This is a genomic window from Hoyosella rhizosphaerae (genome assembly GCF_014643175.1).
Lineage (GTDB): Bacteria > Actinomycetota > Actinomycetes > Mycobacteriales > Mycobacteriaceae > Lolliginicoccus > Lolliginicoccus rhizosphaerae.
This window is the reverse complement of the sequence record NZ_BMJH01000001.1, coordinates 1,681,915-1,696,003: the sequence shown is the minus strand read 5'-3', so window position 1 is coordinate 1,696,003 and position 14,089 is coordinate 1,681,915. Positions and strand designations below refer to the sequence as shown.

Annotated in this window: 16 protein-coding genes; 8 read left to right on the top strand and 8 right to left on the bottom strand. The window is 56.8% G+C overall.

The window, feature by feature from the left end; translation table 11 throughout:
- Both IEW73_RS07830 and pknB read left to right on the top strand, forming a co-directional pair.
- Positions 1-1,446, top strand: a complete 1,446-nt coding sequence (locus IEW73_RS07830; RefSeq protein WP_188672434.1) for a serine/threonine-protein kinase — start codon at positions 1-3, stop codon at positions 1,444-1,446.
- On the top strand, positions 1,443-3,314 hold the full coding sequence (gene pknB / locus IEW73_RS07825) for a Stk1 family PASTA domain-containing Ser/Thr kinase (RefSeq protein WP_188672431.1): 1,872 nt from the start codon (positions 1,443-1,445) through the stop codon (positions 3,312-3,314). Before IEW73_RS07830 ends, pknB begins: the two co-directional genes overlap by 4 nt.
- Positions 3,315-3,318: 4 nt before the next feature.
- Here pknB and IEW73_RS07820 read toward each other — a convergent pair whose 3' ends face one another.
- Complete coding sequence (locus tag IEW73_RS07820; RefSeq protein WP_188672428.1) at positions 3,319-3,987, bottom strand: aminodeoxychorismate/anthranilate synthase component II; 669 nt, start codon at positions 3,985-3,987, stop codon at positions 3,319-3,321.
- A gap of 16 nt (positions 3,988-4,003) precedes the next feature.
- The gene (locus IEW73_RS07815) at positions 4,004-4,765 is read right to left on the bottom strand and encodes a DUF881 domain-containing protein (RefSeq protein ID WP_188672425.1); all 762 of its coding nucleotides are present in this window, start codon (positions 4,763-4,765) and stop codon (positions 4,004-4,006) included.
- A gap of 155 nt (positions 4,766-4,920) precedes the next feature.
- Here IEW73_RS07815 and crgA point away from each other — a divergent pair, with 155 nt between their 5' ends.
- Entirely contained in the window at positions 4,921-5,241 is a 321-nt protein-coding gene (gene crgA / locus IEW73_RS07810; RefSeq protein ID WP_188672422.1) for a cell division protein CrgA, read from the top strand.
- A 351-nt stretch (positions 5,242-5,592) separates the two neighbouring features.
- Positions 5,593-5,769 carry a PH domain-containing protein gene (locus IEW73_RS16530; protein ID WP_229675871.1) on the top strand — a complete coding sequence of 59 codons (177 nt, stop codon included), beginning with the start codon at positions 5,593-5,595 and terminating at the stop codon, positions 5,767-5,769.
- Here the strand turns inward: IEW73_RS16530 and IEW73_RS07800 are convergent.
- Complete coding sequence (locus tag IEW73_RS07800; protein WP_188672416.1) at positions 5,750-6,679, bottom strand: rhomboid family intramembrane serine protease; 930 nt, start codon at positions 6,677-6,679, stop codon at positions 5,750-5,752. The two genes, IEW73_RS16530 and IEW73_RS07800, sit on opposite strands and share 20 nt — an antisense overlap.
- Before the next feature lie 16 nt (positions 6,680-6,695).
- Positions 6,696-7,226 (bottom strand): peptidylprolyl isomerase, encoded by a 531-nt coding sequence (locus tag IEW73_RS07795; protein WP_188672413.1) that lies wholly within the window; start codon positions 7,224-7,226, stop codon positions 6,696-6,698.
- A gap of 130 nt (positions 7,227-7,356) precedes the next feature.
- On the opposite strand from IEW73_RS07795, the gene IEW73_RS07790 reads away from it, so the two are divergent.
- Together IEW73_RS07790 and IEW73_RS07785 are read left to right on the top strand one after the other, a co-directional pair.
- On the top strand, positions 7,357-7,527 hold the full coding sequence (locus tag IEW73_RS07790) for a hypothetical protein (RefSeq protein WP_188672410.1): 171 nt from the start codon (positions 7,357-7,359) through the stop codon (positions 7,525-7,527).
- A 29-nt stretch (positions 7,528-7,556) separates the two neighbouring features.
- On the top strand, positions 7,557-8,057 hold the full coding sequence (locus IEW73_RS07785; protein ID WP_188672408.1) for an SRPBCC family protein: 501 nt from the start codon (positions 7,557-7,559) through the stop codon (positions 8,055-8,057).
- Positions 8,058-8,075: 18 nt separating this feature from the next.
- On the opposite strand, the gene IEW73_RS07780 is transcribed toward IEW73_RS07785, so the two are convergent.
- Together IEW73_RS07780 and IEW73_RS07775 are read right to left on the bottom strand one after the other, a co-directional pair.
- Positions 8,076-9,329: a serine hydrolase domain-containing protein gene (locus tag IEW73_RS07780; protein WP_188672405.1), complete on the bottom strand. Its 1,254-nt coding sequence runs from the start codon at positions 9,327-9,329 to the stop codon at positions 8,076-8,078.
- 30 nt (positions 9,330-9,359) lie between these two features.
- The gene (locus IEW73_RS07775; protein ID WP_188672400.1) at positions 9,360-10,256 is read right to left on the bottom strand and encodes an alpha/beta fold hydrolase; all 897 of its coding nucleotides are present in this window, start codon (positions 10,254-10,256) and stop codon (positions 9,360-9,362) included.
- A 331-nt stretch (positions 10,257-10,587) separates the two neighbouring features.
- On the opposite strand from IEW73_RS07775, the gene IEW73_RS07770 reads away from it, so the two are divergent.
- Entirely contained in the window at positions 10,588-11,256 is a 669-nt protein-coding gene (locus tag IEW73_RS07770) for a helix-turn-helix domain-containing protein (RefSeq protein WP_188672397.1), read from the top strand.
- A gap of 333 nt (positions 11,257-11,589) precedes the next feature.
- A complete protein-coding gene (locus IEW73_RS07765; RefSeq protein ID WP_188672395.1) occupies positions 11,590-12,966 on the top strand; it encodes a DEAD/DEAH box helicase in 1,377 nt (458 codons plus the stop codon).
- A gap of 91 nt (positions 12,967-13,057) precedes the next feature.
- On the opposite strand, the gene IEW73_RS07760 is transcribed toward IEW73_RS07765, so the two are convergent.
- Complete coding sequence (locus IEW73_RS07760) at positions 13,058-13,561, bottom strand: SRPBCC family protein (RefSeq protein ID WP_188672392.1); 504 nt, start codon at positions 13,559-13,561, stop codon at positions 13,058-13,060.
- A gap of 81 nt (positions 13,562-13,642) precedes the next feature.
- Entirely contained in the window at positions 13,643-14,083 is a 441-nt protein-coding gene (locus tag IEW73_RS07755) for an acyl-CoA thioesterase (protein ID WP_229675823.1), read from the bottom strand.
- Positions 14,084-14,089: the final 6 nt, after the last annotated feature.

Below are 14,089 nucleotides of genomic sequence, written 5' to 3'. Positions count from 1 at the left end.
ATGACACTTCACAGTGGGACGATCATCGCCGATCGTTATCGGCTACAACGATTTATCGCCAGCGGCGGCATGGGTGAAGTGTGGGAAGCACTCGACACTCGCCTCGATCGTCGTGTTGCGGTAAAGGTTGTCAAACCCGAGGTCTCGTCGGATTCTGAATTTCTCATACGGTTCCGGGCTGAGGCAAAAACGACCGCGCAGCTTCACCATCCGAGCATCGCAAGTGTTTTCGACTACGGCGAAACTCACGACGATGACGATCGTGCAATTGCCTACCTAGTGATGGAACTCGTCAACGGGGAACCACTCAATACAGTCCTTGCACGAATGGGAAGTATCCCACTTCCACTCGCCCTCGACATGCTGGAGCAGACAGGCAAAGCACTACAAGTCGCACACGACGCCGGCTTGGTACACCGAGATGTAAAGCCTGGAAACATCCTTATCACGCCGTCAGGTCAAGTGAAGATCACGGATTTCGGCATTGCGAAGGCAGTCGACGCTGCGCCTGTAACTCGTACAGGCCATGTGATGGGTACCGCGCAGTACATTTCGCCCGAACAAGCTTCGGGTCAACCAGCAACTTCAGCTAGCGATGTTTATTCCCTCGGAATTGTCGGGTACGAAGCTATCGCCGGTAGGCGGCCATTTGTTGGCGAAGGCGTACTCACCGTGGCGATGAAGCACATTCACGAGACACCACCACCGCTTCCGGGTGATGTGCCAAAGGAAGTGCGAACACTCATCGACGTCGCCCTGTCTAAGGATCCAAAGACTCGGTACAAAGACGGTGGTAGCTTCGCGGCAGCGGTTGCTGATGCCCGCGCTGGACGACAACCAGATGACCCAAGGGGCGCTAAAAGCGGGGGTTTTCAGGCGATTGTTCCCATGGCAACACCGGCATCAACCCAGGTCTTGCCGACCACACAACGGCCTCAGCTTGCCAACCAAACGGTCGCCTACCGAGGCTATGGCGCGAATTCTTACGGTGCGAATTCTTACGCTTACGCACCGCCGCCCGAGACTGGCTTCTCCACAGGGCAGAAAATCCTCGCATGGGGAGCTGCCGCAATCTTCGTCCTTGTCGGCATCACCACTGCAATTCTGCTGGTAAGCAACATGCTCGATAACCGGGTACCAGTCGCTCCGCCAACGCAACCACCCGTGGAAACTGTGGAACCAGAACCCATTCCGGAACCCCCAGTTGAGACTCCAGATCCCACGACTGAACCGGTGGTAACGACCCCGCCTGAGACCACGGAGCCCGACGAACCTGACGAGACCACCGAGCCTGACGAACCGACAAACGATGTCACCACCGAGAACGGTCCCCTATCGCGGATCCTCCCCGGTCGCGGCAACAGCGCCAACCGCATTTTCCCAGACGAAATCCCTGTAATTGACGAAACGCTATTGCCTGAGGCTCCGGAAGTCCCCGAACCATGATCACTCCACGGGAGTTGTCTGGGCGGTATGAACTCGGCGAAACCATCGGTTTCGGAGGAATGTCCGAGGTTCATCGAGCCCACGATCGCCGGCTCCAACGCGACGTCGCAATTAAAGTTCTGCGACCTGACCTTGCCCGCGATCCAACCTTCTACCTGCGGTTTCGTCGGGAGGCGCAGAACGCTGCATCGCTGAACAACTCGACGATTGTCGCAGTGTATGACACCGGCGAGGCAGAAACCGACCTAGGTCCTTTGCCTTATATCGTGATGGAAATCGTCGAAGGCGACACTCTTCGCGATCTAGTACGCGCAAGCGGGCCGATGGAACCTGACTACGCAATGCGCGTCATTGCTGAAGTGTGCACCGCATTGGAGTTCAGCCACACCAACGGAATCATCCACCGTGACGTAAAGCCCGCAAACATTATGGTGTCGCATTCTGGCGCTGTGAAGGTCATGGACTTCGGTATTAGCCGTGCAATATCTGATGCGACGAATTCGGTTACTCAGACCGCTACCGTCATCGGCACCGCACATTATCTTTCGCCTGAACAGGCACGCGGGGAGAAAGTAGATGCTCGATCTGACATCTACTCACTAGGGTGCGTGCTCTACGAGGTAGCGACCGGTGAACCGCCATTCACCGGCGACACTCCAGTTTCGGTTGCTTATCAACACGTCAAAGAAGACCCAGTTCAGCCGTCAAAGGTGAATCCGTCGGTTCCGCGAGCCCTCGACGCCATCATATTGAAGGCGATGAGCAAGAATCCCGCCAACCGATACCAGCACGCCGGCGAGATGCGTACCGATTTGCTCAATGCTTTGGAGGGGCGAAAAACTAGCGCTCCGACAATAATGACGGATGCGGAACGAACCACCATCATCGGGTTATCAGAACCTGGAATGAGCGAATTCATTCCCACTGAGGATCGTGAGCACCGACAACGAGGCGGCTGGATCGCCCTGATTCTCCTTCTTCTTCTGGCTTTTGCAGCTGTGGGATCGTACTTTTGGTGGGCAAGCGAGACTGCAGAAACCGATATGGTGACGGTGCCAGCTGTAGTGAGTCTGTCGTCAGCGGATGCTCAAAACCAGCTGAGGCAGCTAGGGTTCGACGTCTACACCGAGGCGCAGCCAGATGTGTCTGTGCCTGAGGGCGCAGTCATCGGCACGGAACCACCGTCGGGGGCCGAGGTGGAGGCCGGCACTAGGATCACAGTGTTCGTTTCTAGCGGTCCTGGACGGGTCCCTGTACCCAGCCTTGTGGGATTAACAATTGACGAAGCTGAAGAATTATTGCGCGACGCGGGTCTCGAACTCGTCGACGAAATTGAACTCGCATCGTCGTCCAATGCTGAGCGTGATTTGATTATTCGGCAGAATCCATCACCTGAGGTCAGCGTCACGGTCGGGGCGGCTGTTCGCGTAACTGTCGGGACGGGTCCTGATCTCGTCCGAGTCCCCGACGTCACCGGGCAGAATGAGGAGATTGCTGTCGCAAACCTTCGGGCTTCAGGGTTCGAAGTCTCTGTTGACCAGATTGACTCCGACTCACCGGTCAATACAGTCGTGGAAATGGCACCAACGGGCGGAACTCAAGCCACGCTGGGGACAACGGTGACTTTGCAGGTGTCGAATGGCTCGCAGATGCAGATGCCTAACCTCATGGGCAGTAGGCCAGCCGAGGCGCTCCAGGCATTGCGTGGAGCGGGGTGGTCGGGCGAAGGCTTGATCGAAACCCGGCGACCAACCCTGAACCCAGCTGAAGTTGGCCGCATCATGTCGCAGCAGCAATCGCCGGGGTCAACTATCGGCCGTAATGACCCAATTTCCGTCGAGGTTGGCGAACTCGGAATCCCCCGCTAACCGATCAGGTGTGCGAAAGTGCCGATCCAAGCGCTGTCACCATGTCAGCTTCAAGCTGCTCAACCAATCCGTCGCGTGGGCTCTCACCACAGATCGTCAACCAGTTAGCAAGCATTCGGTGACCACCTTGAGTAAGCACTGATTCGGGGTGGAATTGAACACCATGGATGGGCAATTCTTTGTGCTGGACACCCATGATGATTCCGGTATCCGTCGTGCCGGTCACTTCCAGAGTGTCAGGAACCGTGTCAGGGCGAATGGTCAGCGAGTGATAGCGCGTGGCGGTAAATGGGTTGGGAAGCCCGGCTAGAACACCGCGACCATTGTGGTTTACTAGCGACGTCTTGCCGTGCAACAACTCAGGAGCACGCTCCACGACACCGCCAAAAGCAGCACCGATGGCCTGATGTCCAAGGCACACTCCGAGGAGCGGCGTGCGCTCCTCCGCAGCGACTTCCACAAACGGAATCGTTGCGCCGGCTCGCTGGGGTGTGCCTGGGCCTGGGCTGAGCAGAATCCCGTCGTAGCTTCGAGCGTGCTGGTGCAGTTGCGCACGTTCGCGGAGCCGCTCGTCATCATTGCGCCATACATCAGCTTCAACACCAAGTTGGCCAAGGTATTGCACGAGGTTGAACACAAAGCTGTCGTAGTTGTCGACGACGAGAATCCGCATATGGGTAGAGTACCGGCTACTGAGGTTCGAGCGGCGATGCGTAACGCAGCCTCAACGGTTCTTCGTGGGCAACGATGGTGAGATCTTCGGATTCGTTGACGTCATAACCGAGTCCGTAGCGAGCTGCGTATTGGCGGTAGAGGCGGACACCTGGCGCCGCATCGAGGGCCTCACCCAGGCTGTCTGGATCACCGACGGCGGAAATGACATATGGCGGACTGTATGCCCGTCCGTGAAGTAGCAGTGTGTTGCCGATGCAGCGTGGTGCGCTCCACGCAGTGAGCCGTTGGTCTTGCACTTGGATTGCGGTCGCACCGCCCGCCCACAGCGCGTTGAGAACGCTTTGCATATCTTGCTGGTGCACTACGAGATCATCAGGCGAAGCACCCGACGGATAGTTTCCCTGCTGGTCACGGGCGGCATCTGTCAGTGTGACAACAATCCCTGAACCTTGCTGTGCACTAAATACGCCTGGCTCGCGAAGTGCTCGGATATCGCTGAGAGTTTGTGCAACATCCACGTCTGTCATTCCGATATCGGCTTGCGTCTCGGAAATGATTGCCGCAAGTTCGTCGCGCCTCAATTGCATATGCTCAGTGTTGTGCTGAACTTCACGGACAAGATTGGGCAAACGTGACGGGGTTAGACTGCGCAGTTCGCCGCCTTGCGAAGCCGAGTGCGCCGTCGCAAGCATGACGCCAGCTAGGACACACACAACCGGAACAGCGATTTTCCAAGCTGATCTGGTGGTGGGTTCGGATGCTGTGGAACCTCGCATGATGGACCTTGTCTGGTTTTCGACCGTGTAAAGCTAGGTTAGCGTGTAGTTAGGGAACTTTGTGTTGTCCACAAGATGGCGAGCCCCGACCGTCAGGACTTCACAGTTGTGTTCCGGTCCGTGTCCGAACTCTGGTGGAGATTGTTCGAGGAAATATGCCGAAGTCACGTGTACGTAAGAAGGATCATGGATCCAAGAAGACGAGTGGAGCCACGGGAGCCACTTTGGGCTCCGACGTTCCAAGTTCGGCGAGCCACACACCGGTAAGCCGTACCCCAGTAAAGGTTAAAGGCCCATCGAGCACGCTGTACGTATCGGTAATGCTGGGATTCATGCTAGCCGGGCTGATCTGGCTGGTGGTGTATTACCTTGCCGGTCCCGAGATCCCTTTGATCAACGAACTTGGAGCCTGGAACTTCCTTATTGGGTTCGGTCTGTGGATTGTTGGGCTAGTTATGACGCTGAAATGGCGTTGACGAGGGTAATTACATCAATGTCATTTTCCCCAACTGTGGATAAACCCTGTGCATAACGACCCGAGTTATACACAGGGTGGGGATAGTTGGGAATGGTCACCACAGCCGGCGGCCCTGTGGGTCGCCGCGATAGGTGGAGTCATTCTCAGCTACGTCACCTACATCGTGCGGTCTGAACCGGCGGGGAGCCTATTGGCCGGCACCGCGGCATTCCTGCTGTTATTCGTTGCATTTTGCGGCTACCGCGCGACTCCGCGACTAGCCGTACTGCGTCCCCACCCACACCATGGGCCGCGGATTAGGTTTCGGAGTTTCCTCGGTCGAGAATGCGTCCTTGAGCCACGTCACGTCGTGGAAGTTAGAGTGCTTCGCTACCCGCGACTTGGCCGACGAGTACCGATGCTAGAAATCGAACTGAATGAACCCGAAGACCGACTCATCATCCTCAGTAGATGGGATCTCGGGACTGAACCTGATCAGGTTGCAGACATTCTGTGGAGCGTAGGGTTCACGCGCCGTAAATATTAGCCATCAGGCCGCGTAATTCCAAGATCCTCACCGCAATACTCGCGAGAACAACTATCGCAACGCTGGCGAGTGCGATGATCCCGATGCGGCTCGCCCGTTCCGCTGTCAAAGATCCCTTGCGTGAAATCCACCCGGGTGCGTACAGCAGCCCTGCGGCCGCAACAGCACCAGTCGCTAGACCACCAAGGTGACCCCACAGCGAAATACCTGGGATGGTGACGGAAATGAAGATATTGATGCCAATAATGACAAAGACGCCCGTGGCGTTCTGGCGTAGCCGCAACAAGATGATTGCAAGGGCCCCGAATAGACCAAAAACTGCTCCTGAGGCGCCCGCGGTTGGCACCGCAGCTTGCATCCACATGACTGCAGCAGAGCCACCGAGCAGCGAAATCCCGTAAACCGCTATGTACCGCCACTTACCTAAAACTATTTCGACCTCGCGGCCGACGATATACAGCGCAAACATGTTGACCGCGAGGTGCAACGGTCCAATATGCAAGAAACCAGACCCGACCAATCGCTCAAACTCGCCCAATGCGACGAGTGGCGAAAACAGAACGAATGCGTCGAAGATCCCGGAACCACGGTAATTCACTGCGATATTGCCGGCTTGCGCAGCCGTGAGCAGGAAAACAACCACGTTGACGGCAATCAGCGACAACGTCACAGTTGGTCGGGTTTTTGTCATCTGAAGGGGTGCTCCTGCAATCGTGCGAGCTTGGCGAACAGTGCGGGCACCTTCGGCCACACACGTAACGCACTGGTATCCCACAGCAGCTTCGCGCAGGCACTCGGGACAGTAAGGCTTGTTGCAGCGGTTGCAGCGCAACCCCGTGACACGGCCAGGGTGACGAGTACACCCCGGCTGGGGAACTGGGTTATCAGTGGGCCAGCCGGGGTGAGACATCGTATTTCCTCGCGCTTTATTCCGAGATGGTGATGCTGTTGATGATCACGTCATCGACAGGGCGATCTCCACGATCGGTTTTTGTGGTCGCAATAGCGTCGACAACGGCCTTACTGTCGGCGTCCACAACCTCACCGAAGATTGTGTGCCGCATGTTCAGGTGCGGGGTTTTGCCAACAGTGATGAAGAACTGCGAGCCATTCGTTCCGGGGCCGGCATTCGCCATCGCCAAGAGGTAGGAGCGGTCAAACTGAAGTTCCGGATGGAACTCGTCGCCGAACCGGTAACCCGGTCCGCCGCGACCGGTACCTGTGGGGTCCCCGCCCTGGATCATGAAACCGTCGATCACACGGTGAAAGATCGAACCGTCGTAAAACGGGCCTTCTTTAGAACCTGATGCGTTCTTGTCGTTGTATTCGGCGGTTCCGGTCGCAAGGCCCACGAAGTTCGCGACGGTCTTGGGAGCGTGGTTGCCGAAAAGTGCGATTTTGATATCGCCACGGTTGGTGTGCAACGTGGCCACTGCAGTCTGATGAGGTGAAGTCACGCCCCCTATGGTGCCATCTTCACAGCGATCATGGCGGCAGGAGGCCCCACCCTATCCATAAATGGTGTCCGCGCACTACAGTTGTGCGCAGGAACCGTTGCTGGTTTCGTCAATCTCAAGGAGGGGTTATATGGCCGCGGAAGGTTCACACCGGAACCGTGTGTTGTTTCAATCTATTGCTGGGGTTGCAGTAATCGCCGGTATAGCAAGTGGAGTGCGGATGTTCATGCGCCGTGGCGAAGCCGTTGACGAACCGGCACCCCGGCCACCACGCCTAGCTGACTACGACGGCTCATTCTGATCTGATAACTCGGAAGTTGATATAACACCATGCGACCAATCTTTAATCTCACCGAGGTTGACCTCGAGTTTTTTGATTCTGCACCGCATCGTTATTCGTTCAGTGCAGAAATTCCAGTCGACATCGACGAGATGTGGTCCGAACTGGGCGGTGAAGCACCGCTGTCATGGTGCAAGTTGGTGAAGAGCGCGCAGTACATCACAGAGCGCCCCTTTGGCCTCGGAACCCGTCGCAGATTAACTCTCATGCCAGGCCTTGCCACGGTTGAGGAGCGGTACTTCCTCTGGAACGAAAAACCGGGCGAACGGTATGAAAACGCGTTCTCCGTTGTGAAGTCCAGTGCACCAGGATTGAAGCGATTCGGCGAATACACTCTGCTCGAAAAAACGCCGACTGGCACCCGTTTCACATGGAAGTTCGCTATTGAAGGACAGCTTCTCCTAAAGCCTGGACTTCTCGTAGCTGGACCAGTTTTGGGCCTGGCATTCAAATCGTTGATGAACGACACCGAAGAACATTTCTCCCGCTAAGGCAATGCGGAGGAGCTTCTAGTTGTGCACTACCCGCTGCAGGGCCGCGCGAATCCGGCGGTTACGCGGATCGTCGAGCATCGCAACCCCAAGCTGGTTCATCACGTAGGCAAAGCCGATACCCGTGTCCGGATCGCCGTATCCCATTGACCCACCAATTCCGGTGGTGCCAAAAGCTCGACCATCGGACGCACTATCCGGCGACGGCGTCCCGAAAGGGAAGCTCGGGTGTGGTTTGCGAAAACCGAGGTGGTAGCGGCTTGGGACATGCAGGGTGACGTCTTGGTCCGGTGCCGCGCCCTCGTGCGAAGGCTCAGCTAGTTGATTTCGTACGTCTTGTGACCACAACTCTGACAGCGGAGTTGTGCTCGACGTTGCGGCAGCGGAATATAGTGCCGCAATCGACCGCGCAGTTCCGACTGCATTGCACGACGGCATCTCTGGGTTCAGGTAAGAGGGCCGACTCGCAAACTGTGGCAACCCCACTCGAGGGTTGTTTAAACTCTCGACAGATAACTGAGGGCGCTTGAGCCTTGTGTGAACTGCTATGTCCCCCGCCATCCGCCATGGGATATCTCGAATATTGTCGGCAAGTACGCTCGGTGTCGCTTTTTCCAGCTTCGCCACCGTGTTGAAGTCGAAATCTTTCGGAACTCCAATATGCACGTTCAGGTTGTGAGGGGTGGAAATTTCTTGTTGAAGAAACTGTCCAATCGTCCGTCGCAGTGGATCGGCTCGACGAAACACCTCATTGAGATAGAACCCGAGGGACATAGGGTGGTAACCGTGCCGCGTGCCTGGCTTCCACCGTGGTTTCTCGTTAGCGAGAATGCCGGCGAGGAAGTCCAGGTCGTGCAAGTTCTCAGTTTTGAGTGGAACTGAAATCGCTGGTAATCCGGCCTCGTGGTCGAGAAGTTGACGTATCGTGATCGACTGCTTCCCGTGGCTAGAGAATTCGGGCCACCACGTACTTACGGCGTCGCTGTAGGACAAGATCCCACGTGAGACTGCGACAGCGAACACCAACGCGGTGATGCCCTTAGTTGTCGAAAAGACGGGCACAACTGTGTCCCGCTCCCACAAAAGATTTCGTTGAAGGTCTCGTCTGCCGGCCCAAATGTCAACTACTGGTACACCATCGCGATAGATGGCGAGGGCAGCGCCTAATTCGTTGTGATGGGTGAAGTTCCTGCGGAATGCGTCTACTACTGGACCGTAGGCGTCGTCGACGTCGCCATGGACTGTCACTTCACTTCTGCTGTTCCACCACACGATGGTCAGACTACCTGGACATAGGAGCCCTCAGTTCAAGTGCGAGTCGCCGATATTGGGGGTGAATATTGTGCGCGATATAACCCACGGCGCTGCAAACGCTTCATTAAGGAAGCTGACAATGGCAGGCGAAACCGCCCGAACCCGCGACCGTAGTGTCCACGCAGATGACACCTGGTGCAGTTGGGAGTCTGGGAGGTCCTCGGCAAGCTGTTCAGCATCCGCCGCCACATGAAATGGGTCTCGGTTCACACTCAGAATGAGCGCCGGTACAGCAATCGATCTGCGCAATTTTCGAGGCGGGGCAATCCGTCCGAGCATCAGCCCCTGCACGAGTGCAGCTTGTTCAACACGCGACGCTGAAAGGAAGTCCCAGATCAACCGCGTCACCAGGTTGTTGGATGGCAACATTCCCGCGAATCGACGAGCGAACCACAGAACGGGGCGTCCCAATGTGAACAACTCGTACGCCAAGGTGAGGATCGGCGCGATGATGACGACGCTCTTATCGAGGATCGGCGCCTCAACGATGATTCCGGCTGTGCGGTTCGGATCGAGAACCGCTGCCTCAAGAGCGGCGTTAGCGCCAAGCGATGTGCCACCGAAAACCGCTATTTCACCGCCTATTGCGTCAAGAAGCCCCACCATTCGACGACCAATAGCTTCAGCGCTGTAATCATCTAGATCAGCGGGTCCATTTTTGGCGGCCAGCACGTTGTTCATGCATACAACGTGGAAACCACGCTCAGCGAGTTCGCGCGCCCATGGTTCTTGCATACGACGTGAGAGCAGCAAAGAGGGCGCAAGGATGACTAGTCGTCCACCGGAACCGAACTCGGTAATGCCAAGACGGACCCCATCGACCAAGACATAGCCCTCGCGACGCCTGACTTTGCCGTGATTCTGCGTCAGCGAAACATGTGGCACTTGTTGTGCGCTAACAGGCCTCACCCCTTCGGTCGACAACATTCCCAGTGTGCTCTCACCTCGAGGGTGAATTCAATACGACGTTGCGTCACCCACAACGCTTGAGAGTGACAAGCGTCACACGAGTCTAGTTCACTGAAGCGAAGCCAACCCGCGCAATTCAGGTCCTGCGTGTCGCTCAAACAGCACCAACACACTCACGTGGGCACCCCCTGACCGTTCAGAAATAGTGCCCACTCACTGCTAATTTTCAGTGATTTCAATGTGAAATTTATGTGTTTCGGGCGTGTCCGATTACCCTCCGGTCACCCTACCGGGCAGTATTTCGAGCATGACCGAACAAGCAACAACCGGTACCCGGCCACGATGGTCGGCCGCAGAAGCTGCTCGCCGCTGCGGTGTGGGGCGCGCCACAATTCAGCGCGCACTCGACGGAGGTCGACTACCTGGCGCAGTCAAGACAGAAGACGGGTGGCAAATTCCGCTCGAAGACCTTCTTGCTGCTGGATTCAAACCAGACAGACCATCACCGCCCGAAGATCAAACGACTAAATCGGAAGCAAATAAGCCTTCCGAGTCGAGTGACACCACTGAAGTGTCTAAGCTCACAGCTCGTGTCCAGGAACTTGAAACAGAACTGCTCGTCACCAAGACGCGAGCGGAGAGCGAAGCCGCTCGCCGGACGGCCGCGGAAGTACTGGCCCAGGAGCGGCTAGAAAGGGTCTCTGACCTGCGCTCAGCACTGCGAATGCTCGAAGCCGCAAAGCCCCAAACACCCACTGATACACCGCCGGCGCAACCCCAACAACAGGGGCAGCCGACGACTGTATATATCTCTGCCGCACGCCATCGTCGACGGGAACGTCGCCGATCATTCCGCGAATGGTGGGAAGACCGCAAAGCCCCCATTGACATACCAAACGGTGAGTCGACGAGCCAACCAACTTCAACCGCAAACACAACGGTCATCGAGGAAAACGAAGTGATTGACAACCGCTAAAGCGCGGTTGTTTGGACACCGTTGGGCACCCATTGCGCGTCGTGCCCAACGGTTTGCCTGTTACAAGGTCAACTGAACGTGGGTTAGACTACTCATCAGAAGCCGGTGCGCACAGCCTTAAGCGTGCATACCGCTTTACGTCGTAGACGACTTCCTCTCTCCCCCGAGCACCACGCAACAACTAGTTGTCGCAATAGCCGGGGTCGAAGATTCTTCATACGGCGAACGGATGCGCTCGACGGCGCGTTCGCCACATACCACCAGTGATGCGCGATTTTCAGCACTCCTTTTGATGGAGGGTTGGCACACGGTGGCCTATGCCCGAAAGGCAATATGAGCAACACCACCTTCACTGACCTTGGCGTGCCCGCAAACATCGTTTCCGCTCTCGCCGCAGATGGGAAAACAGACGCGTTTCCCATTCAGGTCGACACCCTTCCCGATTCGCTACAGGGCCGCGACATCCTTGGCCGCGGAAAGACCGGATCCGGGAAAACCCTCGCGTTCGCTATCCCCATGGTTACGCACCTGCAAGCTGGGGCATCACGGCGGGTACCAGGCAAACCACGTGGCCTAATTCTGGCGCCAACTCGCGAGCTAGCCACACAAATCGCAGCAACGCTTGAGCCCCTCGCTATCGTCACCGGTTTGCGAGTGACCACAATCTTCGGTGGCGTCCCACAGGGCCGTCAGGTCGGCGCCCTCAAGCGCGGTGTCGACATCGTCGTCGCATGCCCAGGCCGGCTCGAAGACCTCATGAAGCAGCGTCACATCTCACTCGATGCTGTCGAAATCACCGTCCTCGATGAGGCCGACCATATGGCCGACCTCGGGTTCCTCCCAGGTGTAACCCGCATCATGACGGCAACTCCGTCAGATGGTCAGCGACTGCTGTTCTCAGCAACGCTCGACAACGGCATCAACACCTTGGTGAAGCGATTCCTCAAAAACGCCGTCATGCACTCTGTCGATGAGGCCAATTCGCCCGTCGCAGCCATGACGCACCACATCTTCGAAGTCGATTCGGCTGACGAGAAGAAACGCCTTATCAACGCGCTAGCGGCCGGCACTGGTCGCCGCATTCTCTTCATGCGTACCAAGCACCACGCAAAGCGTCTCGCGAAACACCTCACTGAGCAGGGCATTCCTGCTGTTGATCTACACGGAAACCTGTCACAAGCTCAGCGTGACAGAAACCTCAATGCATTCGGTGAAGGCGGAATTCGTGTTCTCGTCGCCACTGACGTCGCTGCTCGAGGCGTGCACGTCGACAACGTCGAACTCGTTGTCCATGTTGACCCACCGGTTGAGCACAAGGCCTACCTGCACCGTTCCGGTCGGACAGCACGCGCCGGCCAAAGTGGCGATGTAGTCACCGTTGTTCTTCCCGATCAGCGTCAGGATCTTCGCCGACTGCTCCGCAAGGCTGACATCAACGCACAAGCGCAACGCGTCACTGCGTCAAGTGCACCGGTAGCCAACCTCGTCGGCGAGCTGGCACCACACGTAACCCCGGCACCGCCTTCTCCGGAAGTGCGCCGCGGCGACCGGGCACCACATGTTCGCCACAGCCCCCGCGGGCGCTCCGTAGGTTCACGCTCAGGTGCATCCCGCAGCGGCAGCAGCTGGCAAGGCGGTGACCGCCAGAGCTCAGGCAGACAGGGCGGCCGCTCGCACACGAACCGTGCAGTTCGTGCAACAACGCGCTAAATAGCAGTTTGCAGGCTTAGCATGGCCCCTCGTATTCCACCTTTGGTGGGATTATGAGGGGCCATTGCGCATTTACGGAGGTTGATTACTCCTAGCTATCTGACTCGAGCTGACGTTTAAGGCGGCGCAACGAAGTTTGTATATTGCGCCGGTTAAAGTCGGCGAACGACGGTTGAGACGTCAACAGTGGGTCTACAACACGGCACAGCAGGTCAGGCCAGTTGCGCCGGTCATCTGTCCACGTTTCTGTAATTTTTGTTCCATTTGCCACGGGTTCTAACTGGAAATCCCAGGACGCGACTGGGACTTTGAGCAGTGGCTTTCCAACGCCCCATCGACGAACCTCAAAACGGAACCTGCTGCCGGGCTCTGCGTCCGTCACATAACAACGGGTTACCCACCTGAAAGGGCCACGGCGATTCGTTCCATCGAAAGCCATGCCAACGTACGCCTCAGGCCGAGGGTCCTCCACCGCAGCTCCAGTGTTTTCTGGACTCCACTCAGCCGTACGAGTCGGGTTGCTGATCACTGAGTACACAGCCAACGGATCGACATCAACGACGATCGATTCAGACACAGTCCATGTGCGATTCATGGAGTCACCTCATCACGTCCCCATGCAATGCGCAATTGTTCGCGAGCCGGACGTTCCACGTGAAACAACTTTCGCCACGATCTAGTTCAACAGATCTCTGGTGATGGCAAGTCGAATCGCACCGGGGACTTCCACAGGACGACGCGTGTGTACATCAACGTAAACATGGACAAACCTGCCGATCGCAGCGAGCACCTGACCGTTGGCGCGAAAGATTGCAAGTTTGTACGTCACGCTGCGCGAACCAAGCCGCTCACAGGAAATACCTACCGTTACCTCCTCCGGAAAAGACAGTTCAGATAAATACCGACACGACGTCTCCGCTACAACACCAATCGCAGGCAACGACCGAATGTCAGACTCCGTCGCGTCAATCAACCAAGCGTTAACTGCCGTATCAAAATAGGAGTAGTAGACAACATTGTTGACATGCCCATAGTGGTCGTTATCTGACCAGCGCGTGGGCACTGGCCACAAGACCGGGAACTGCTCCGCAGTAACAATTTCAGTTGAGTTTTCCACAACACC